At 67.4% G+C, this 17,745-nt stretch carries 22 protein-coding genes; 14 read left to right on the top strand and 8 right to left on the bottom strand.

The features are described from left to right. Nucleotides 1–248 precede the first annotated feature (248 nt). The 9 genes from atpB (at nt 249) to FOJ82_RS13010 (ending at nt 7,663) form a co-directional block, all read left to right on the top strand. Complete coding sequence (atpB, locus tag FOJ82_RS13050) at nt 249–1,040, top strand: F0F1 ATP synthase subunit A (RefSeq protein WP_143938915.1); 792 nt, start codon at nt 249–251, stop codon at nt 1,038–1,040. Nucleotides 1,041–1,086: 46 nt separating this feature from the next. Further along, nucleotides 1,087–1,311: an ATP synthase F0 subunit C gene (gene atpE, locus FOJ82_RS13045; protein ID WP_143938914.1), complete on the top strand. Its 225-nt coding sequence runs from the start codon at nt 1,087–1,089 to the stop codon at nt 1,309–1,311. Nucleotides 1,312–1,319: 8 nt separating this feature from the next. Continuing rightward, a complete protein-coding gene (locus tag FOJ82_RS13040; RefSeq protein WP_143938913.1) occupies nt 1,320–1,865 on the top strand; it encodes a F0F1 ATP synthase subunit B in 546 nt (181 codons plus the stop codon). Next, nucleotides 1,862–2,659 carry a F0F1 ATP synthase subunit delta gene (locus FOJ82_RS13035; protein WP_143938912.1) on the top strand — a complete coding sequence of 266 codons (798 nt, stop codon included), beginning with the start codon at nt 1,862–1,864 and terminating at the stop codon, nt 2,657–2,659. Before FOJ82_RS13040 ends, FOJ82_RS13035 begins: the two co-directional genes overlap by 4 nt. A gap of 22 nt (nt 2,660–2,681) precedes the next feature. Then, complete coding sequence (atpA, locus tag FOJ82_RS13030) at nt 2,682–4,319, top strand: F0F1 ATP synthase subunit alpha (protein ID WP_143938911.1); 1,638 nt, start codon at nt 2,682–2,684, stop codon at nt 4,317–4,319. Nucleotides 4,320–4,325: 6 nt separating this feature from the next. Next, entirely contained in the window at nt 4,326–5,234 is a 909-nt protein-coding gene (locus FOJ82_RS13025) for a F0F1 ATP synthase subunit gamma (protein ID WP_143938910.1), read from the top strand. An 8-nt stretch (nt 5,235–5,242) separates the two neighbouring features. Next, nucleotides 5,243–6,694, top strand: coding sequence for a F0F1 ATP synthase subunit beta (atpD, locus tag FOJ82_RS13020; RefSeq protein WP_143938909.1), 1,452 nt, complete (start codon nt 5,243–5,245; stop codon nt 6,692–6,694). Between the two features lie 4 nt (nt 6,695–6,698). Next, a complete protein-coding gene (locus FOJ82_RS13015) occupies nt 6,699–7,109 on the top strand; it encodes a F0F1 ATP synthase subunit epsilon (RefSeq protein ID WP_143938908.1) in 411 nt (136 codons plus the stop codon). A gap of 92 nt (nt 7,110–7,201) precedes the next feature. Next, entirely contained in the window at nt 7,202–7,663 is a 462-nt protein-coding gene (locus FOJ82_RS13010; protein WP_143938907.1) for a DUF2550 domain-containing protein, read from the top strand. 25 nt (nt 7,664–7,688) lie between these two features. On the opposite strand, the gene FOJ82_RS13005 is transcribed toward FOJ82_RS13010, so the two are convergent. Then, nucleotides 7,689–8,312 (bottom strand): cob(I)yrinic acid a,c-diamide adenosyltransferase, encoded by a 624-nt coding sequence (locus FOJ82_RS13005; protein ID WP_143938906.1) that lies wholly within the window; start codon nt 8,310–8,312, stop codon nt 7,689–7,691. Nucleotides 8,313–8,383: 71 nt separating this feature from the next. Here FOJ82_RS13005 and FOJ82_RS13000 point away from each other — a divergent pair, with 71 nt between their 5' ends. Beyond that, the gene (locus FOJ82_RS13000; protein ID WP_246099880.1) at nt 8,384–9,040 is read left to right on the top strand and encodes a peptidylprolyl isomerase; all 657 of its coding nucleotides are present in this window, start codon (nt 8,384–8,386) and stop codon (nt 9,038–9,040) included. Between the two features lie 27 nt (nt 9,041–9,067). Here FOJ82_RS13000 and FOJ82_RS12995 read toward each other — a convergent pair whose 3' ends face one another. The 6 genes from FOJ82_RS12995 to mce all read right to left on the bottom strand — a co-directional run bounded on the left by FOJ82_RS12995 (nt 9,068) and on the right by mce (nt 13,776). Next, nucleotides 9,068–9,838, bottom strand: a complete 771-nt coding sequence (locus FOJ82_RS12995; protein ID WP_221933157.1) for an alpha/beta fold hydrolase — start codon at nt 9,836–9,838, stop codon at nt 9,068–9,070. Continuing rightward, nucleotides 9,835–10,116: a hypothetical protein gene (locus FOJ82_RS16760; protein WP_143938905.1), complete on the bottom strand. Its 282-nt coding sequence runs from the start codon at nt 10,114–10,116 to the stop codon at nt 9,835–9,837. Before FOJ82_RS16760 ends, FOJ82_RS12995 begins: the two co-directional genes overlap by 4 nt. Next, nucleotides 10,116–10,811 (bottom strand): endonuclease NucS, encoded by a 696-nt coding sequence (gene nucS, locus FOJ82_RS12985; RefSeq protein ID WP_143938904.1) that lies wholly within the window; start codon nt 10,809–10,811, stop codon nt 10,116–10,118. The genes FOJ82_RS16760 and nucS overlap by 1 nt, the downstream gene beginning before the upstream one ends. 31 nt (nt 10,812–10,842) lie before the next feature. Next, nucleotides 10,843–12,177 carry an AI-2E family transporter gene (locus FOJ82_RS12980; RefSeq protein ID WP_246099879.1) on the bottom strand — a complete coding sequence of 445 codons (1,335 nt, stop codon included), beginning with the start codon at nt 12,175–12,177 and terminating at the stop codon, nt 10,843–10,845. 3 nt (nt 12,178–12,180) lie between these two features. Beyond that, the gene (locus FOJ82_RS12975) at nt 12,181–13,248 is read right to left on the bottom strand and encodes a coiled-coil domain-containing protein (protein ID WP_143938903.1); all 1,068 of its coding nucleotides are present in this window, start codon (nt 13,246–13,248) and stop codon (nt 12,181–12,183) included. Between the two features lie 81 nt (nt 13,249–13,329). Further along, nucleotides 13,330–13,776: a methylmalonyl-CoA epimerase gene (gene mce, locus FOJ82_RS12970; protein ID WP_143938902.1), complete on the bottom strand. Its 447-nt coding sequence runs from the start codon at nt 13,774–13,776 to the stop codon at nt 13,330–13,332. Nucleotides 13,777–13,931: 155 nt separating this feature from the next. Between mce and FOJ82_RS16295 the strand changes: the two genes are divergently transcribed. From FOJ82_RS16295 to FOJ82_RS12960, 3 genes are all read left to right on the top strand, one after another. Further along, entirely contained in the window at nt 13,932–14,084 is a 153-nt protein-coding gene (locus FOJ82_RS16295; protein ID WP_185975797.1) for a hypothetical protein, read from the top strand. Nucleotides 14,085–14,093: 9 nt separating this feature from the next. Further along, complete coding sequence (locus tag FOJ82_RS12965; RefSeq protein WP_143938901.1) at nt 14,094–14,627, top strand: PH domain-containing protein; 534 nt, start codon at nt 14,094–14,096, stop codon at nt 14,625–14,627. A gap of 67 nt (nt 14,628–14,694) precedes the next feature. Continuing rightward, entirely contained in the window at nt 14,695–15,105 is a 411-nt protein-coding gene (locus FOJ82_RS12960; RefSeq protein ID WP_143938900.1) for a hypothetical protein, read from the top strand. A gap of 3 nt (nt 15,106–15,108) precedes the next feature. Here FOJ82_RS12960 and pgm read toward each other — a convergent pair whose 3' ends face one another. Then, complete coding sequence (gene pgm / locus FOJ82_RS12955) at nt 15,109–16,740, bottom strand: phosphoglucomutase (alpha-D-glucose-1,6-bisphosphate-dependent) (protein ID WP_143938899.1); 1,632 nt, start codon at nt 16,738–16,740, stop codon at nt 15,109–15,111. 82 nt (nt 16,741–16,822) lie between these two features. Here pgm and FOJ82_RS12950 point away from each other — a divergent pair, with 82 nt between their 5' ends. Beyond that, nucleotides 16,823–17,740, top strand: a complete 918-nt coding sequence (locus FOJ82_RS12950) for a tetratricopeptide repeat protein (RefSeq protein ID WP_185975787.1) — start codon at nt 16,823–16,825, stop codon at nt 17,738–17,740. Nucleotides 17,741–17,745: the final 5 nt, after the last annotated feature.

Below are 17,745 nucleotides of genomic sequence, written 5' to 3'. Positions count from 1 at the left end.
TCCGCTAGGCTCCATGTCGACATGGGCATGAAGAGTTCTTCGGACGAGTCGCCGGAACCCCGTCGGGGTGGCAACACGGATGACGGAATGGTTGTGCTCAGCTACATCTTGGCCGGGCTGATCCTCTACGGGGGTCTTGGCTGGTTGGGAGACCACTTCTTGCACACCTCGTGGTTGCTGCCGGTAGGCCTCATTGTTGGACTGGTCTGCAGCATCTACCTGATCATCAAGAGATACGGGAGATTTGAGTGAGGCCTGGACTCCTACCGCTCGAGGACGGCGGCTACACCCCGCCGGGCGTCGACGACTTCAAGTTCGGGGCGGCCTTCGCCGGTTTCCCTGACTGGATCAACAAGCCCTTCCTGCAGGCGGTGATCGGCGCGCTGCTGGTCATCCTGCTGTGGTGGTGGGCGTCGCGCAGGCTCAAGACCAAGCCCGGCAAGGGCCAGTTCCTCGCCGAGTACGTCTACGAGTTCGTCCGCAACGGCATCGCCCGGGACATCCTGCACCACGACTTCCGCAGGTTCCTGCCCTACCTCGTGGGGCTGTTCTCCTTCATCCTGGTGAACAACTGGTTCGGCGAGCTGTTCCTGTTCATGTACCCCACGTTCTCCAACGTCGGTTATGCATACGGCCTTGCCATCCTCTCGTGGCTGATCTACGTCGGAGCCGGCTTCAAGAAGTTCGGGTTCGGGTTCCTGAGGCGGTCCCTCATCCCAGAGGGCGTCCCGCCGTACCTCCTCCCGTTGATCATCCCGCTGGAGTTCCTGGCCACGTTCATCACCCGGCCGGTGACACTCGCGCTGCGTCTCTTCGCCAACCTGTTCGCAGGCCACCTGGTCGTCGTGGTGTTCGTCGTCGGTGGCGGCTACCTCCTGACCGTGCAGGACAACCTGTTCTACAACGTCGCCGGTGGCGTCTCGCTGCTGTTCAGCATCATCATCCTGTTCCTCGAGTTGTTCATCGGGGCCCTGCAGGCATACATCTTCACCGTCCTCACCGCCCAGTACGTCTCGACCTCAATCTCCGAGGCACACTAAGTCCGACTTCCCGCAGACCTGCCGGAAGCCACCCGAAAGGAAAACCATGCTGTCCCTCCTTGAACTCACCGGATCCATCAACATGATCGGTTACGCGATCGCCACCATCGGCCCCGCCCTCGGTGTTGCCTGGATCTTCGCCTCCGTCATCAACGGCACCGCCCGTCAGCCCGAGGCCCGTGGCGCGATGATGAGCACCGCCTTCATCGGCTTCGCCGTGGTCGAGGCGCTCGCCATCATCGGCATCGCCCTCGCCTTCGTTCTCAACTGAGTCGCAGCATGGTCCCCGCATTCGGGGTGTTGCAAGAGATCGACCTAGGGCCTCTTGCGCCCCACTATCTGTCCGAGATCATCGTCGGCATCGTCCTGATGCTGCTCATCTTCGTCGTGATGTGGAAGTTCATCGTTCCCGCATTCGAGAAGATGTACGAGGAGCGGTCGAACCAGATCGAGGGTGGCATGCAGCGCGCAGCCGCTGCCGAGGCCAAGGCCGAGGCCGCGCTGGCTGAGTACAACGCGCAGCTGTCCACCGCACGTGAGGAGGCTGCTCGCATCCGTGAGGACGCGAAGAACTCCGGCGCGCAGATCCTGGCCGAGGCACGCGACAAGGCCGCCAAGGAGTCCGCACGGATCCTCGAGAGCGGTCGCACCCAGCTCGAGGCCGAGCGCTCACAGCTCATCCTGCAGTTGCGCGGCGAGGTCGGCGGTCTCGCCACCACCCTGGCCGGCAAGATCGTGGGGGAGTCCCTCACCGACGACGAGCGCGCCAACCGTACGGTCGACGCGTTCCTGGCCGAGCTTGAGACGTCAGGTTCCGTTCGATGAGCGCCCGCGACGTAGCCACCAGCTCCCTTGACGCGAAGGTGGACGAGACACAGCTCGACGCCACCGCCTCGAGCGAACTGTTCGCTGTCGTCGACCTGCTCGACGGGCAGCCCCCGCTGCGTCGTTCACTGTCCGACCCGTCTGCGGCGGGCGAGACCCGTGCGGCGTTGGCGGAGCGCCTGTTCGGCAGCCGCATCAGCGCGGCCGCGATGCGCGTCGTCTCGACGGTCGTCGCCACCGGTGGCCTCACCGGCCGCCGACTCGTGGAGACCCTGGAACGCCAGGGAGTGCGCGGCCTGCTTCGTGTGGCACACGCCGGGGGAGACCTCGCGCGCGTCCAGGAGGAGCTGCACTCGTTCTCGAACGCTGTGGAGAACGACGCCGAACTCGGTGATGCCCTGCGCAACCGCCGCTACCCCCTCGAGGCCCGTCGTCGGCTGGTGTCGGACCTCACGGCCGGCAAGGTGCACTCGATCACCGGGGAACTCCTGAGCCGGGCCGCAGCAGGCCGCGTCAGGAACCTCCCGATCACCGTGGACACCTATCTCGAGATCGCTGCCAAGCTGGGCAACCAGCAGATCGCAAAGGTCACGGTCGCCAAGCCCCTCGACGAGTCGCGCACGCTGCGGCTGCGCCGCGCCCTCGAGACGCAGGTCGGCGGTCCCGTCGCCCTTCAGATCGAGGTGAACCCGTCAGTCCTGGGTGGTATGAACGTCCAGCTCGGCGACAACATCATCGAATCAACCGTGGCTGGGCGGCTCGAACAAGCCCGTCGGCTGCTGAACTCACACTGAACACTTTCGAAAGTAGGACGCAATGGCTGAACTAACCATCAGTCCGGACGAGATCCGCAATGCCCTGGACAGCTTCGTCCAGTCTTACCAGCCCGAGGCGGCCGGCAAGACCGAGGTGGGCACCGTCGTGACGTCGGGTGACGGCATCGCTCGAGTCGAGGGCCTTCCCTCGGTGATGGCCAACGAGCTGTTGCGCTTCGAGAACGGCACGATGGGAATCGCGCTGAACCTCGAGGAGCGGGAGATCGGCGTCGTGGTCCTGGGCGACTCCGAGGGCATCAACGAGGGTTCCGTGGTGCACGGCACCGGCGAGGTCCTGTCCGTCCCCGTGGGCGACGGTTACCTCGGACGCGTCGTCGACGCCATGGGCAACCCCATCGACGGCCTCGGCGAGATCAGCCCCCTCGAGGAGCGTCGCGCCCTCGAGATCCAGGCGGCCGGCGTCATGGATCGCCAGGAGGTCCGCGAACCGCTGCAGACCGGCATCAAGGCTATCGACGCCATGACGCCGATCGGCCGCGGCCAGCGCCAGCTGATCATCGGTGACCGCAAGACCGGCAAGACCGCGATCGCGATCGACACCATCATCAACCAGAGGACCAACTGGGAGTCCGGCGACCCGACGCAGCAGGTCCGCTGCATCTACGTCGCCGTCGGCCAGAAGGGCTCCACGATCGCCGAGGTGCGCAGCACCTTGGAGGCCGCGGGCGCCCTCGAGTACACCACCATCGTGCACTCGCCCGCCTCTGACCCCGCAGGCTTCAAGTACATCGCCCCGTACGCCGGTTCGGCCATCGGCCAGCACTGGATGTACCAGGGCAAGCACGTCCTCATCGTCTTCGACGACCTGACGAAGCAGGCCGAGGCCTACCGTGCCATGTCCCTGCTGCTGCGTCGTCCCCCGGGCCGCGAGGCCTACCCCGGTGACGTCTTCTACCTCCACTCCCGCCTGCTGGAGCGCTGCGCGAAGCTCTCCGACGAGCTCGGAGCCGGCTCGATGACCGGCCTGCCCATCATCGAGACCAAGGCGAACGACGTCTCGGCCTACATCCCGACCAACGTGATCTCGATCACCGACGGCCAGATCTTCCTACAGTCGGACCTGTTCAACGCCAACCAGCGTCCTGCCATCGACGTCGGCATCTCGGTGTCCCGAGTCGGCGGTGCGGCACAGATCAAGGCCATGAAGTCGGTCTCCGGCTCGCTGAAGATCAACCTGGCCCAGTACCGCGACATGCAGGCGTTCGCGATGTTCGCCTCCGACCTGGACCCGACTTCGCGTCGCCAGCTCGAGCGCGGCGCCCGCCTCGTCGAGATCCTGCGCCAGGGCCAGTACGCCCCGTACCCGGTCGAGGACCAGACGGTCAGCGTGTGGTCCGGCAACGAGGGCCACTTCGACGACGTCCCCGTCGACGACGTGCTGCGCTTCGAGCAGGAGTTCCTGGACCACCTGCGTCACAACGCCAACGTCCTGCAGGAGATCGCCGAGTCCAAGAAGTTCTCGGACGAGGCCAAGGAAGCGACGCTCGCGGCGCTGGCCGACTTCAAGCAGGTCTTCCGCACCTCCGAGGGCAAGCTGCTCGTCGGTCGTGAGGACTACGAGGCGATGGACGACAGCGAGATCGGCCAGGAAACCATCCGCGTCTCCAAGCGGGGTTGATAGACCATGGCGAGTAGCCTGCGAGAACTCAGACAGCGACGCCAGTCCGTGACGGCGACGAAGAAGATCACCCGTGCCATGGAGTTGATCGCCTCGTCCCAGATCGTCAAGGCGCAGCAGATCGCCCGCAACGCGATGCCGTACACCACGGCTCTGACCCACGCGGTCTCGGCCCTGGCATCGCACGGCGAGGTGGCTCACCCGCTGCTCGAGGACCGGGTCCCGGCCCGGCGTTCGGCGATGCTGGTGGTCACGGGTGACCGTGGCCTTGCGGGTGCGTACTCCTCGAACGTCATCAAGGCGGCCGAGCAGCTCTACACCAAGCTGACCGACGAGGGCCAGGAAGTGGTCCAGTACATCACCGGCAACAAGGGCGTGGGCTACTTCGAGTTCCGCAACCGTCCGGTGGAGCAGAAGTGGACCGGCTTCTCGGACAAGCCCCAGTACTCCCACGCACGGGAGATCGCCGAGGTGCTGATCGAGAAGTTCCTGCTCCCCTACGAGGAGGGTGGCGTGGACCAGATCCACGTCGTCGGGACGCGCTTCATCTCCATGCTGTCGCAGCAGGCCACCGCGACGCGGCTGCTGCCGCTCGTGGTGGAGGAGACGGACGAGCCGGCGACTGCGGGGGAGATCATCCCCTTCTACACCTTCGAGCCGAGTGCCGCGGCGGTGCTGGACCAGTTGCTTCCGCTGTACGTCGCCAACCGCGTCTACACCGTGCTGCTGCAGTCGGGCGCCTCCGAGCTCGCCAGCCGCCAGACGGCCATGAAGGCGGCAACGGACAACGCCCAGCAGCTGATCGAACGCCTGACGCGCGAGGCCAACCAGGCCCGTCAGGCCGAGATCACCCAGGAAATCTCTGAAATCACCGGCGGTGCCGCGGCGCTGGCCGAGTCAGCCGGAAACGAGTGAGGAAAGCAATGACTACCACTGCAGATTCGACGGAAGCTGTCGCCACCGGCGGCATCGGCCGAGTCGCCCGAGTGATCGGCCCCGTCGTCGACGTCGAGTTCGCGGCTGACCAGATCCCCCAGATCGGCAACGCGCTGCTCGTCGAGACGGAGGTCATGGGCGACAAGATGACCATGACCATGGAGACGGCGCTGCACATCGGCGACAACCTCGTGCGCGCCATCGCCCTGAAGCCGACCGACGGCATGCGCCGCGGTGCCGAGGTGCGAGACACCGGAGCCCCGATCTCCGTTCCCGTCGGCGACGTCACGAAGGGCCACGTCTGGAACGTGACCGGCGACGTGCTGAACGTGGACCCCGCGAGCATCGAGATCACCGAGCGCTGGCCGATCCACCGCTCGGCCCCCGCGTTCGACGCCCTCGAGTCCCGCACCGAGATGCTCGAGACCGGTATCAAGGTGCTCGACCTGCTCACCCCGTACGTCAAGGGCGGCAAGATCGGCCTGTTCGGTGGCGCCGGCGTCGGCAAGACCGTGCTGATCCAGGAGATGATCTACCGCATCGCCCACAACTTCGGTGGCACCTCGGTGTTCGCCGGCGTGGGTGAGCGCACGCGTGAGGGCAACGACCTCATCAACGAGATGGAGGAGGCCGGCGTCCTGAAGGACACCGCCCTCGTGTTCGGCCAGATGGACGAGCCGCCGGGCACCCGTCTGCGCGTTGCGCTGAGCGCCCTGACGATGGCCGAGTACTTCCGCGACGTCCAGAACCAGGACGTGCTGCTGTTCATCGACAACATCTTCCGGTTCACGCAGGCCGGCTCCGAGGTCTCCACGCTGCTCGGGCGCATGCCCTCGGCCGTGGGCTACCAGCCGAACCTGGCCGACGAGATGGGCCAGCTCCAGGAGCGGATCACTTCGACCAAGGGTCACTCGATCACCTCGATGCAGGCCATCTACGTGCCCGCCGACGACTACACCGACCCGGCCCCGGCGACGACGTTCGCCCACCTGGACGCCACCACGGAGCTCTCGCGTGCGATCGCCTCGCGTGGCCTCTACCCGGCCGTGGACCCGCTCACGTCGTCGAGCCGGATCCTGGACCCGCAGTACGTCGGTCAGGACCACTACGACACCGCCGTGCGCGTGAAGCAGATCCTGCAGCGCAACAAGGAGCTCCAGGACATCATCGCCATCCTCGGCATCGACGAGCTCTCCGAGGAGGACAAGATCATGGTGTCGCGTGCCCGCCGGATCGAGCAGTTCCTCTCGCAGAACACCTACACCGCCGAGAAGTTCACCAACGTGCCCGGCTCGACCGTGCCGCTGAAGGACACCATCGAGGGCTTCCAGATGATCACCCGCGGTGACGTCGACCACATCGCGGAGCAGGCGTTCTTCAACGTCGGCAGCATGGAGGACGTCATGCGCAACTGGGACAAGATGAGCAAGGAAGGCTGAGGCAGTGGATCACGAGCCACTCAAGGTCGAGGTCGTCGCCGCGGACCGGCAGGTGTGGGCCGGTGATGTCGTCAACATCATCGCCCGCACCACCGAGGGTGACGTCGGCGTCCTGCCGGGCCACGAGCCGCTGATGGCGGCCCTGGTCCCGTGCGTGGTGGAGATCGTCACCGCGGACGGACGCAGCGAGACGCTGGCCGTCGACGGTGGCTTCATCTCCGTCGCGGAGGGCCACGTGTGGATCCTGAGCCAGACAGCGGTCATGGGGCAGGAAGTGACCATTGACAAGGCCGAACGCGAGCTGGCTGAGCTGCGAGAGTTGCAGCGCACCGGTGACGCCGACGAGGACCAGGAGCACCGGATCCACATCCTCGAAGCGCAGATCCGGGCCGGCGAACGCGTCCGTTCGGCCTGATTTCTACAACAATTCGGCATCAATCGACCAAGGCGGTCCCACTCCGGGCCGCCTTGGTCATTTCTGAGGGAATCTAAGGGTATCTTTCATCCATGGATCTTGGGGCAGCGATCATCGTGGTGGGTGTCATCGCGATCCTGTGCATGCCCTTCGTCGGGCTCTACGCTCGCCGTCGTTGGCTCACCGGCCACGGCGGCCTTTTTGATTGTGCCTACAGGACCGGCGACGGCGTCCCCGGCAGCGGCTGGGTACTCGGGCTGGCGAGGTACCGCGGCGACCAGTTGGAGTGGTACCGGGCGTTCTCGCTCGCCCTGCGGCCGTCGCTGCAGTTCCAACGTGAGGTCACGTCATTCACCCACCAGCGCCCGTCCAGCGGGCTCGAGGCCGTGGTGCTGTTCGACGCATCCAGGATCGTGACGCTCAAGGACAGGGTGACCTCTCGTGAGCACGCCCTGGCCATGGACCCTGACGCCGCCATGGCGCTGATGAGCTGGCTGGAGTCAGCACCGCCGGGCAGCCACTACATCCCGCACAGCGCCGACTCGCCACTCTGACCCGCCTCCCGCAGGGCGGGTTTTCTCATGTCCGGTTGCGCTCGGGTTTCGGACGGTCGGTACCTGGCACCCACAGCACGTCGCCCGCGGTTCCGTTGGTCGCGCGGCTCATGATGAACAACAGGTCGCTCAGGCGGTTGAGGTAGGTGATGGCGAGGAGGTTCACGCCGCCCTCACCGCGCTCGTCGGAGACCTCGGTGCCGTGCTGCTCGAGGCAGCGCCACGCCACGCGTTCGGCGCGCCGGCACACGGTCCTGGCCACGTGGAGTTGTGCCGCGGAGGGGGAGCCCCCGGGCAGGATGAACGACTTCAGGTTCGGCAGGTCCTCGGAGAGCTCGTCGCACCACCGCTCGAGCCGCTCCACCGACGACTGTTCGATCCGGAGCGGGGGCCACTCGGGGCTGCTGTGCAGCGGGGTGGACAGATCGGCGCCCACGTCGAAGAGCTCGTTGCGGATCAGGTCCAGCATCTCCTCGACGCGTTTCGGGAGTCCGCCGAGTGCGACGGCGACCGCCACGGCGGCGTTGGTCTCGTCGACGGTGCCGTAGGCCTCCACGCGGAGGTCGGACTTGGCCGCCACCGAGTTGTCCGCCAAGCGCGTCTCGCCGGCGTCTCCGGTGCGGGTGTAGATGCGGGTCAGGTTCACCATGTGCGCAAACCTATCCGACATCGGCGTGTACCGAATCGCCCGTTCGCCGATGGGTCAATACAGTGGGGGGCGTGCTGAAGAGACTCCTCGCCGTGTGCGCGTCCACCTGCCTCGTTGCCCTCGTCGGATGTTCCGACGCAAACCAGTCCGCCGAGCCGGGGGAGATGGTGCAGGCCACCACGTGCGAGTACCCGGGCGACGGCTCGCCCGCGCGGCCGGTGGACCCGCCGCAGACCACCGATGTCCCCAACGCGGGCACCGTTGCGGTGACCCTGCACATGACCGCTGGCGACGTCGTGATCACGATGGACCGGGCCAAGGCCCCGTGCACCATCAACTCGTTCGTCTCGCTGGCCCAGCAGGGCTACTTCGACGACACCGACTGCCACCGCCTCGTGGACCAGGGGATCTTCATCCTGCAGTGCGGTGACCCGACTGCGACCGGTACCGGCGGCCCGGGGTACGTGATGGCCGAGGAACTGGAGCACACCAGTGAATACCCGGCGGGGACCGTCGCCATGGCGAAGCGCCAGCAGCCTGGCACCACCGGTGGCCAGTTCTTCCTGGTGTGGGCCGACACGCCGCTCCCGCCGGAGTACACGGTCTTCGGCACGATGGACCAGGCCGGTCTCGACGTCGTCGGCGGGATCGCAGCCCAGGGGGTGGCCGCCGAGGACGGCATGAGCCCCATCGCAGAGGCACACATCAGCTCGGTCACGCTGGGCTGATCCCGAGCCCGCGTTGCGGCTACCGGCTCAGGCGTGCAGGAAGTGCTTCACGGTGGCGATGAAGATTGCCGGCTCGTCGGCGTGCACCCAGTGGGATGCGGTCTTGATGGTTGCTGAGATCACCTTCGGGAACAGCTGGTGCATCGGTTCCCGGTGCTCGGGCAGGACGTAGTTCGAGAGCCCTCCAGCTACCCAGTAGACGACGCCGTCGTAGGTCGCCTCGATCGGGGGCCAACCGCCGATCGTGTAGAGGCTGTCTCCCAGCAGGTCCAGGTTGCAGGTCCATCCCCACTCGCCGCCCTTGCGCCGCAGGTTCTGCAGCAGGAAGCCTCGCACCGTCGAGTCCGGCACCTGGCGGGCCATCCTGCGGTCCGCCTCGCTGCGTGCGGGCAGGTCGTCGAGGTCAAGGTTGCGCATGGCCGAGACCAGGGTCGAGAAGTCGGTGGTGGCGTCGTTGCGCGCGGGGGAGATGTCGGAGACCAGCAGCCGCTCGACCAGTTCCGGGTGGCGCAGTGCCAGGCGCATGGCGATCTTCCCGCCGAGGGAGTGGCCGACGACGGCCACCGGGCGGTCGAAGGTCTTCCTCAGCCAGTCGGCGAGTACGTCGGTCTGGTTGTCGAGGGTGAACTCCACCGTCCAGGAGGATTGGCCGTGGTTGGGGAGGTCGACCAAGTGGGATGTGGCCAGGTCCTCGAGCCCGCGCGCCGTGGTGGTCCAGTTCTTCCCCTGCCCGAAGAGCCCGTGCAGGAAGACGACGTCGGTGGGGCCGTCTCCGACGGTCGTGGAGTTCAGGCTCACAGCGGCAACCTCCAGCAGTGCTTGTGCCAGTGACGGCGCTCCTCGAGTCCCGAGTTGGACCCGAGACCGGGGGTCTCCGGCCAGGCCACCACGTGGGCCATGCCCGCCGGGATCTGGTTGGAGCAACCGGGGCAGGTGTACGGCTTCAGCGCCCGCTCGGCGGGCACGTCGCGCACGAGGAACGTGCCCGAGCTCGTGGTCCGTCTCGACGCGTGCCGCTCCGAGCTGAGGGGGCGTGGCGGACGTAGGTGTTTGCTGGGACGGCGCTTGCTGGGCATCAGAACAGCCGCTCGTCGGCGTTGTCCATGCCTCGCAGGGCGTCGTAGTCGAGCAGTTGGCAGGCAATCCCGCGGTCGGCTGCGAGCACCGCAGCCTGCGGCTTGATCTGCTGGGCGGCGAACACCCCCCTGACTGGGGCGAGCTGCGGATCGCGGTTCATGAGGTCGAGGTAGCGCGTCAACTGCTCCACGCCGTCGATCTCGCCTCGGCGCTTGACCTCGACAGCGACATGGCCGCCGGTGGCGTCGCGAAGCAGCAGGTCGACCGGGCCGATGGGTGTGTAGTACTCGCGCTTGACCAGCTGCCAACCCTCACCGAAGGTGGTCGGGTGCTCCGCGAGCAGTGCCTGCAGGTGCGCCTCGACCCCGTCCTTCTGGAGGCCCGGGTCGACGCCGAAGGTGTGGTCGCTGTCCAGGAACACCTCCCCGATGCTGACCATCAGGGTGTCACCGTCCTTGGACCGGACCTGCCACACCTCGGTGATGCCCAGCTCCTCGGCGGCCGCAGGCTCAGGGGCCAGCACCTTCAGGGTGCACGGGGGGCTCATCCAGTTGAGTGGCTTGTAGGCGCGGTCGTCGGCATGGATGGAGACTGAACCGTCCGCCTTCACCATGATCAGACGCTTCGCAAGGGGAAGATGGGCGGTCAGCCGACCGGAGTAGTCGACCTGACACTGGGCAATCACCAAACGCACTCGGCCAATCTACCAAGCCCGCGGCGGGTGGTCAGGTCGCGTCTAGGTGGGGGATGACCACTTCCCGGAACAGGAGCAGGACGGCCGCGGCGGTTGGGATCGCGATGAGCGCCCCGATCACGCCCAGCAGCGTGCCCCCGATGATGGCCGAGAGGACGACCAGTGCGCCGGGCACCTTGACCGTCCGCTTCATGACGTTCGGGTAGAGCACGTACGCGTCGAACTGCTGGTAGATGAGGAAGTAGATGATGGTGACGATGCCGATGGTCGGGTTGACGGCGAACCCGACCAGCGCAACCACGATCATTGCCAGCGACGAGCCGACGAGAGGGATGAAGCAGAACAGGGCGGTGATGAAGGACAGGGCCAGGGAGTACTGCCCGAGACCCGCGAAGTTCATGAAGATGAAGGCGCAGCCCGAGGCCACGCTGACGATCATGAACATGCCGGTGATGTAGCCCGAGATGCCGCGGAAGATCTCGTCGGCGAGGTACCGGGCCCGTGCCCGGCGGCTCGCGGGGGCGAGACGGTAGATGGTCTCCTTGATCGACGGCAGCGACGCCAGGAAGTAGATCGTCAGCACCAGCGTCATGATCAGGGAGAACACGACGTTCGCGAGGATTCGTCCCGCCCCCCAGATCCCGCCGAAGAGGTTCTGGATCAGGTCTCCGGAGACCAGGAACTCCTCCAGCCGGCCGAGGAGCTGGTACTGCTCGTCCCAGGCAGCGATCTGCGGGTTGTTGTTCAGGTTGTCGATGGCGGTCGGGAGGCTCTTGGCGAGGTCCTGGATCTGGGACGAGAAGATCGGCACGAGCGCCGTGATCCCGAGTCCGATGATCCCCAGCAGAGTCAGGGTGACCACCATGACCGCCACGCCGCGGGGGACCCGGCGGCGGGCCAGGAACTCCACCGCGGGGCTCAGGCCCAGTGCAAGGAACAGCGACATGACGACGAGGATCAGGATGTTCGACACCTCGCCGACTGCGGCGAAGAGGGCCACGGCGACCAGGACGCCGATGGCACCCCAGAACCCGAGGGCGAACGGTGAGGTCTTCAGGAGGCGGGACTCCCCGCTTACGACCACGGGCGGTACGGGTGCGGGCCGGTCCTCGGGCTCCGGCGTCAGGAACTGCTTCGCCCCGCGACGCGCGTCGCCGAAGAACCGACCGGCCAGCCTTCGCGCGCGCGCGGCCATGCGACGGTCCTTCAGGCGCTCCTTGCGGTCCCGCCGTCGCTCGCGCCATCCCATCGCCACGGCGACGTCGTCGGCATCAGGTTCTGGTTGACTGGGGGCGGCCTCTTGTGGCGGCGGCGCCTCTGGGGCGAGGGCTTCTTCGGCCTCGTCCCGGTCAGGGGGCAGTGCCACCTGCTACTCGCTCTCCGGACTCAGCAGGACGGTGTCCTCGGAGTCCGCCTCGTCGGCCTCGGCCGCCATCTCCTTCAGGTTCCCCAGCGCAGCGACCATCGAGGCCCGCTTGGCGTTGAGGGCACCGATCTCGCGCTCCAACTGCTCCTTGCGCCAGGCCACCTGCTCCTCGATCGCGGCCTCGGTCTGGCGGGCGCGGTCCCGCATGGTGGTCAGGGTGTCCTCCGCCTCGCGGGTGGCCGCCAGCCGGATCTCCTCGGCCTCTGCGATCGCCTGGTTCCGGATCCGCACCGCCTCCTCGCGGGCCGCGGCTACGGACTCCGAGGCCGTCCTGGAGTTGGCCTCGCCCTCGGCGAGCTGCTCCCTGAGCGCGTCCTCGGCCTGCTTCGCCTGCTGGGCTGCCCGCGCGAGGGTCTTCTCCGCGCTCTGCTGTGCCTCAAGCTTGGTGGCGGTTCCCGAGCGCTCAGCCACCTGCAGCAGGCGGGCGGCTTCGACGCGTGCGGACTCCAGGGCTGCCTCGGCCCGGGCCTCGGCATCGGTGATGATGGCCTTGGCGCGGGCCTCCGCGTCCGCCGTGACGAGGGCGGCGTCGTTCTTCGAGGCCTCGAGGGCCTGCTTGCCGGCGTCGGCCTGCTCCTGTCGGAGCTTGCGCAGCCCGGCCAACCCACTCAGGCGGACGTCGTCAGCCTCCTTCTGGGCGGACTCGCGCAGGGCAGCGGCGCTGCGTCGGCCCTCGGACTTGATCCGCTCGGCCTCCTGCTCGCCCAGCCGGACAAGTTCGGCCGACTGGGCCTCGGCCGCCTGGAGCAGGTTCTTCGCATGGGCGCCCAGACGGGTGAAGTCACTGGTGCCGGTCTCCGCCCGCACGAACTCCATCTCGCGGCGGAGTTCGCGCAGCTGTACCCGCAGCTCGGTGACCTTCTGCTCCATCTCGCGCACGTAGCCGTCCACGGCCTGCCGGTCGTAGCCCAGCATCGAGTGAGGGAAATTGCCCGCCGCCGAGGCACGGTCCTCGAACAGGTTGAGTCCGGTTTCTTCCGTGTCCTCGTAGTCCCTGCGTGAATCAGTCACCAGTCATCCTCCTCGATCTCCCCCGACGAACTGCTGACGAGCCTAGCGGGTGTCACGGACAAATCGAGGGGGGACAGCCACTCAGTGGTCGGGATCGACAGCGGGTTCGACGAGCTCGAGCAGGACGCCACGGGCGTCCTTCGGGTGCACGAAGTTGATGCGGCTGCCGGCGGTCCCGCGCTTGGCCTCGGGGTAGAGCAGGCGCATCCCGCGGGCGCGCAGTACCTCGGAGACCTTGTCGAGGTCCTTCACGCGGTAGGCCAGTTGCTGGATTCCCTGGCCGTTGCGGTCGAGGAACTTGCCGATCGCGGAATCCGGGCGCAGGGGCGCCAGCAGCTGGATCTTGGCGTTCTCCTCGCCCTGCTCCCCGGTGCCGAGCATCGCCTCCGCGACACCCTGCTCCTCGTTCACCTCGCGGTGCAGTTCACGCCAACCGAACGTCTCGGCGTGGAACTTGACTGCTTCGTCGAGGTCCGGGACGGCAAGTCCGACGTGGTCGATGCAGATGAAGAGGTCGTCATTGTTCATGCACAAAGCCTCTCACGTGGGCCTTCACCGCAGGCGGGCGGGGTCGCATACGCGCCGAGCAGATCGCGGCTCCACCGGCGCGTCGCGCGGAAACGGTTGTGCGGTCGGGCAGACTGTGATCTTGGAATCACTGGGCGACACAGGAGGTAGTGCTGGTGGGCTGGATCAAGAAGATCCTGGTTGTGCTCGTGGCAGCCTTCGTCGTGTTCTACCTGTTCACGCGCCCGGAAGCTGCGGCCGAGGCCGTGAAGACCTTCTTCGGCGCGTTCGAGGCCCTCGGCACGTTCTTCACGAGCCTCGCCGGGTAGGAGCCTTCGATGGGCTTCCTCGCGAGGTTCCTCGAACCCGACGTACGCAGGCACCTCCTCGAGGTCGAGGGTGAGGTGGTGGTCGACGAGGTGCGCAAGCACTGGGCGGCGACGCTGTGGTGGTACGTCCTGATCGCGCTCAGCGGTGTCTTCTTCGTGCTGATGATCCCCGCGGGCAACTACTTCTGGGCCCCGCTCACGGTGGGACTGCTGGCGTTCTGCATCGGGATGTGGAAGTGCCACGTGGCGCACATGGACCGGTTCGTCATCACCAACATGCGGGTCTTCCGCATCCACGGCGTGTTCAACCAGCACCTCGCCACGATGCCCATGACGCGAATCCTGGACATCTCTTTGACCCAGTCGCTGGAGGGGCAGCTGCTCGGCTACGGCCACTTCGTGTTCGAGTCGGCCGCCCAGGACCAGGGGCTCAAGGAGATCCGTTTCGTCGGCCGTCCAGAGGAGCGGGACCTGACCATCCAGCGGGTCATCCAGCGCGCCGGCCTCCGCAAGACCATGCAACTGGACCAGACGCACTTCTGAGCGCCGGCGATGCCGCGTGGCCTGTGGACAAAGAAGTCGCGCGGCCCCGAAACACCAGAGTGTGGGCATGACATTCGAAGACCTGCCCCAGGACTGGGACGACAACCCGATCACCCACGACATGCTGCCCGACGTCGTCGACCTCTTCGTGAAGAGTTCGGACCGGTTCGAGGGCTGCCTCACGCTGCTGCTCCTGACGGAGGACCACAGGCTGATGCAGCCCGTCGCCATCGAGCACTTCGACCCCGCCCAGAACCCGGACGACGCCGAGGCGTTCCTGACCAGCATGTGCGAACTCGCGTGCGACTTCGGCGGGACCTACGTCGTCGCCCGCGGGCGGACGGGACCGGCCGTCGCCACCCCGGACGACCACGCATGGTTCGAGCCGGTCACGCGCAGTCTGGGCAACCACCTGCTGGCGGCCTTCGTCGCAACCGAGCGCGACGTGGTCCCGTTGGAGCTCGACGCGGTGTCGTGATCCTCAGGCGCCCAGGGTCGCGTTGACGAGGGCCTTCGCCTCGGCCTGGACGGCCTCGAGATGGTCGGAGTCCTTGAGGGACTCGGCGTAGATCTTGTACTTGTCCTCGGTGCCGGAGGGGCGGGCGGCGAACCAGGCGTTCGCCGTGGTCACCTTGATCCCGCCGATCGACGCACCGTTGCCCGGGGCCTCGGTGAGCACAGCCGTGATGGGTTCCCCGGCCAGTTCGGAGGCCGAGACGTCGGCCGGGCTGAGCTGCGCCAGGCGGGCCTTCTGCTCCCGGGTGGCGTCGGCATCGATCCGGGCGTAGTAGGACCTGCCGAACTCCGCCTCGAGGTCCGCGTAGTGCTCGCTGGGCGACCTGCCGGTCACGGCCTTGATCTCGCTGGCGAGCAGGGCCAGCAGGATGCCGTCCTTGTCGGTCGTCCAGGTGGTCCCGTCCTTGGCCAGGAACGAGGCGCCCGCCGACTCCTCGCCACCGAAGCCGATGGAACCGTCGGTCAGGCCCGGGACGAACCACTTGAAACCCACGGGGACCTCCACGAGCCTGCGTCCTAGTTTGGCGGCCACCTTGTCGATCAGCGACGAGGACACCAGGGTCTTGCCGATGCCCGCCTCGGGGCTCCAGCCGGGCCGGTTCGCGAACAGGTAGCCGATCGCCACTGCCAGGAAGGCGTTCGGGTTCATCAGGCCCGCGTCCGGGGTGACGATGCCGTGCCGGTCGGAGTCTGCGTCGTTGCCGGTGGCGATGTCGTAGCGCGTCCGGCTCGAGATCAGCGAGGCCATCGCGTCGGGGGAGGAGCAGTCCATCCGGATCTTGCCGTCGGTGTCCAGCGTCATGAACCGCCACGTGGGGTCCACCTCGGGGTTCACCACGTCGAGGTTGAGGCCGGTGGTCTCGGCCAGGTGCTGCCAGTACTGCACCGACGCGCCGCCCATCGGGTCCGCCCCGATGTGCACGCCCGCACTGACGATGGCGTCCAGGTCGAGCGCATCCGCCAGTTCGGCGCAGTAGGTCCTCCGGTAGTCGTAGCGAACAACGTCCGCTGCGGCTCGCTCGTAGGGGGTGCGTCCGATCGCTTCGGGGTTGCCCAACAGTTCGTTGGCGCGGGCTGCGATCGCCGAGGTGGCGTCGGAGTCCGCGGGGCCGCCGTTGGGCGGGTTGTACTTGAAACCACCGTCACGCGGCGGGTTGTGCGACGGGGTGACGACGATGCCATCGGCGAGTGCGCCCTTCCTGCCGCGGTTGTGGCGAATGATCGCGCGCGAAACGGCCGGAGTGGGCGTGAACTCGTCGTCACGCTCGGCGTGCACGGTGACGCCCGCGGCGTGCAGGACCTCGATCGCAGTGCGCCACGCCGGTCCGGATAGCGCGTGTGTGTCCTTGCCGATGAACAGGGGACCGGTGATGCCCTGCCCGCTGCGGTACTCCACGATCGCCTGTGTGGTGGCCGCGATGTGGGCCTCGTTGAACGCCGTGTCCAGGCTGGAGCCTCGATGCCCCGAGGTTCCGAAGACCACCTGCTGGTCCGGGTTGTGGGGGTCCGGTCGGCCGTCGTAGTAGGCGCCCAGCAGGGCGTCCACGTCGATGAGGTCCGATTCTGTGGCCGGCTGGCCGGCGCGCTCGTGTGCCATGGCCCCATACTGGCACCTGTCGGGTGTGGACGCACGCGATCGTCCGGTTGAACCGTTGCGCCGGGACGGCAAAGATGGGTCCATGACTGACCCGAACTTCACTCGTCCAGGAGCCGTCGACCTGTCGGCCCTCGCATCGGCCGCCGAGGCTCCAGCAGCCGGCGCTGCCAGCTACGTCGTGGACGCCGGCGAGGCGGACTTCCAGGCGCTGGTGAACCTGTCCGCGCAGCATCCCGTGATCGTGGAGTTCCACTCCGCGCGGGACGCCCGCGGCGCTGAGGTTTCCAACGTCCTGGCGGCCATGGTGAACGCCGGCGAAGGGCGGTTCCTGCTGGCGCGCGTTGACGTCGACGCCGCGCCCCAGATCGCGCAGCAGTTGGGCGTGCAGGCGGTCCCCACCGTGGTGGCGATCATCGGCGGCCAGCTCGCACCGCTGTTCCAGGGCACCCGCAGTCGGGAGGAGATCCAGCCGCTGCTCGACCAGGTGGCGCAGCTCGCCGTCGCGAACGGCATGACCGGCCGGGCGCAGCCGGTGCCCGGCGCCGGCGCGCCCGCTGCGGGCGCCAGCCAGGAGCAGGCGCCGCCGGCCGACCCCCGCTTCGCCGCGGCCGACGAGGCGCTGGCCGCCGGCGACTACGCCCGCGCAGTGGAAGAGTTCGACAAGCTCCTCGCCGCCACCCCCGGCGACGGTGAGGTGATCGCAGGACGCGCCCAGGCATCGTTGCTGCAGCGCAGCCTTTCCTTCGACGCCAAGGAGATCGTGGAGGCCGCTGCGGCCCACCCGGACGACGTCGCCGTCCAGTTGGACGCCGCCGACCTCGAGGTGATCCAGGGTGAGTACCAGGCGGCGCTGGACCGCCTGCTCGGCCTGGCCGCCGAGAAGTCGGCCGACGAGCGCGAGCCCATCCGGGTGCGGATCCTCGAGCTGTTCGAGGTCATCGGTCGCACCGACCCGATCGTCGCGAAGGCGCGGCGCCGCCTCTCCTCCCTGCTGTTCTAGCAGCA

This window comes from Tessaracoccus rhinocerotis (genome assembly GCF_007197885.1).
GTDB lineage: Bacteria > Actinomycetota > Actinomycetes > Propionibacteriales > Propionibacteriaceae > Arachnia > Arachnia rhinocerotis.
Note: the sequence above shows the minus strand (reverse complement) of the source record. Positions and strands in the feature narration are given on the sequence as shown.

Coding starts and splice junctions, on each gene's coding strand:
- pgm (WP_143938899.1), bottom strand. CDS start 16,740: ATGGCACACGAGCGCGCCGGCCAGCCGGCCACAGAATCGGACCTCATC.
- FOJ82_RS13010 (WP_143938907.1), top strand. CDS start 7,202: ATGGATCTTGGGGCAGCGATCATCGTGGTGGGTGTCATCGCGATCCTG.
- atpA (WP_143938911.1), top strand. CDS start 2,682: ATGGCTGAACTAACCATCAGTCCGGACGAGATCCGCAATGCCCTGGAC.
- atpE (WP_143938914.1), top strand. CDS start 1,087: ATGCTGTCCCTCCTTGAACTCACCGGATCCATCAACATGATCGGTTAC.
- FOJ82_RS13035 (WP_143938912.1), top strand. CDS start 1,862: ATGAGCGCCCGCGACGTAGCCACCAGCTCCCTTGACGCGAAGGTGGAC.
- FOJ82_RS13025 (WP_143938910.1), top strand. CDS start 4,326: ATGGCGAGTAGCCTGCGAGAACTCAGACAGCGACGCCAGTCCGTGACG.
- FOJ82_RS16760 (WP_143938905.1), bottom strand. CDS start 10,116: ATGCCCAGCAAGCGCCGTCCCAGCAAACACCTACGTCCGCCACGCCCC.
- FOJ82_RS13040 (WP_143938913.1), top strand. CDS start 1,320: ATGGTCCCCGCATTCGGGGTGTTGCAAGAGATCGACCTAGGGCCTCTT.
- FOJ82_RS12960 (WP_143938900.1), top strand. CDS start 14,695: ATGACATTCGAAGACCTGCCCCAGGACTGGGACGACAACCCGATCACC.
- mce (WP_143938902.1), bottom strand. CDS start 13,776: ATGAACAATGACGACCTCTTCATCTGCATCGACCACGTCGGACTTGCC.
- FOJ82_RS13005 (WP_143938906.1), bottom strand. CDS start 8,312: ATGGTGAACCTGACCCGCATCTACACCCGCACCGGAGACGCCGGCGAG.
- FOJ82_RS12965 (WP_143938901.1), top strand. CDS start 14,094: ATGGGCTTCCTCGCGAGGTTCCTCGAACCCGACGTACGCAGGCACCTC.
- FOJ82_RS12950 (WP_185975787.1), top strand. CDS start 16,823: ATGACTGACCCGAACTTCACTCGTCCAGGAGCCGTCGACCTGTCGGCC.
- atpD (WP_143938909.1), top strand. CDS start 5,243: ATGACTACCACTGCAGATTCGACGGAAGCTGTCGCCACCGGCGGCATC.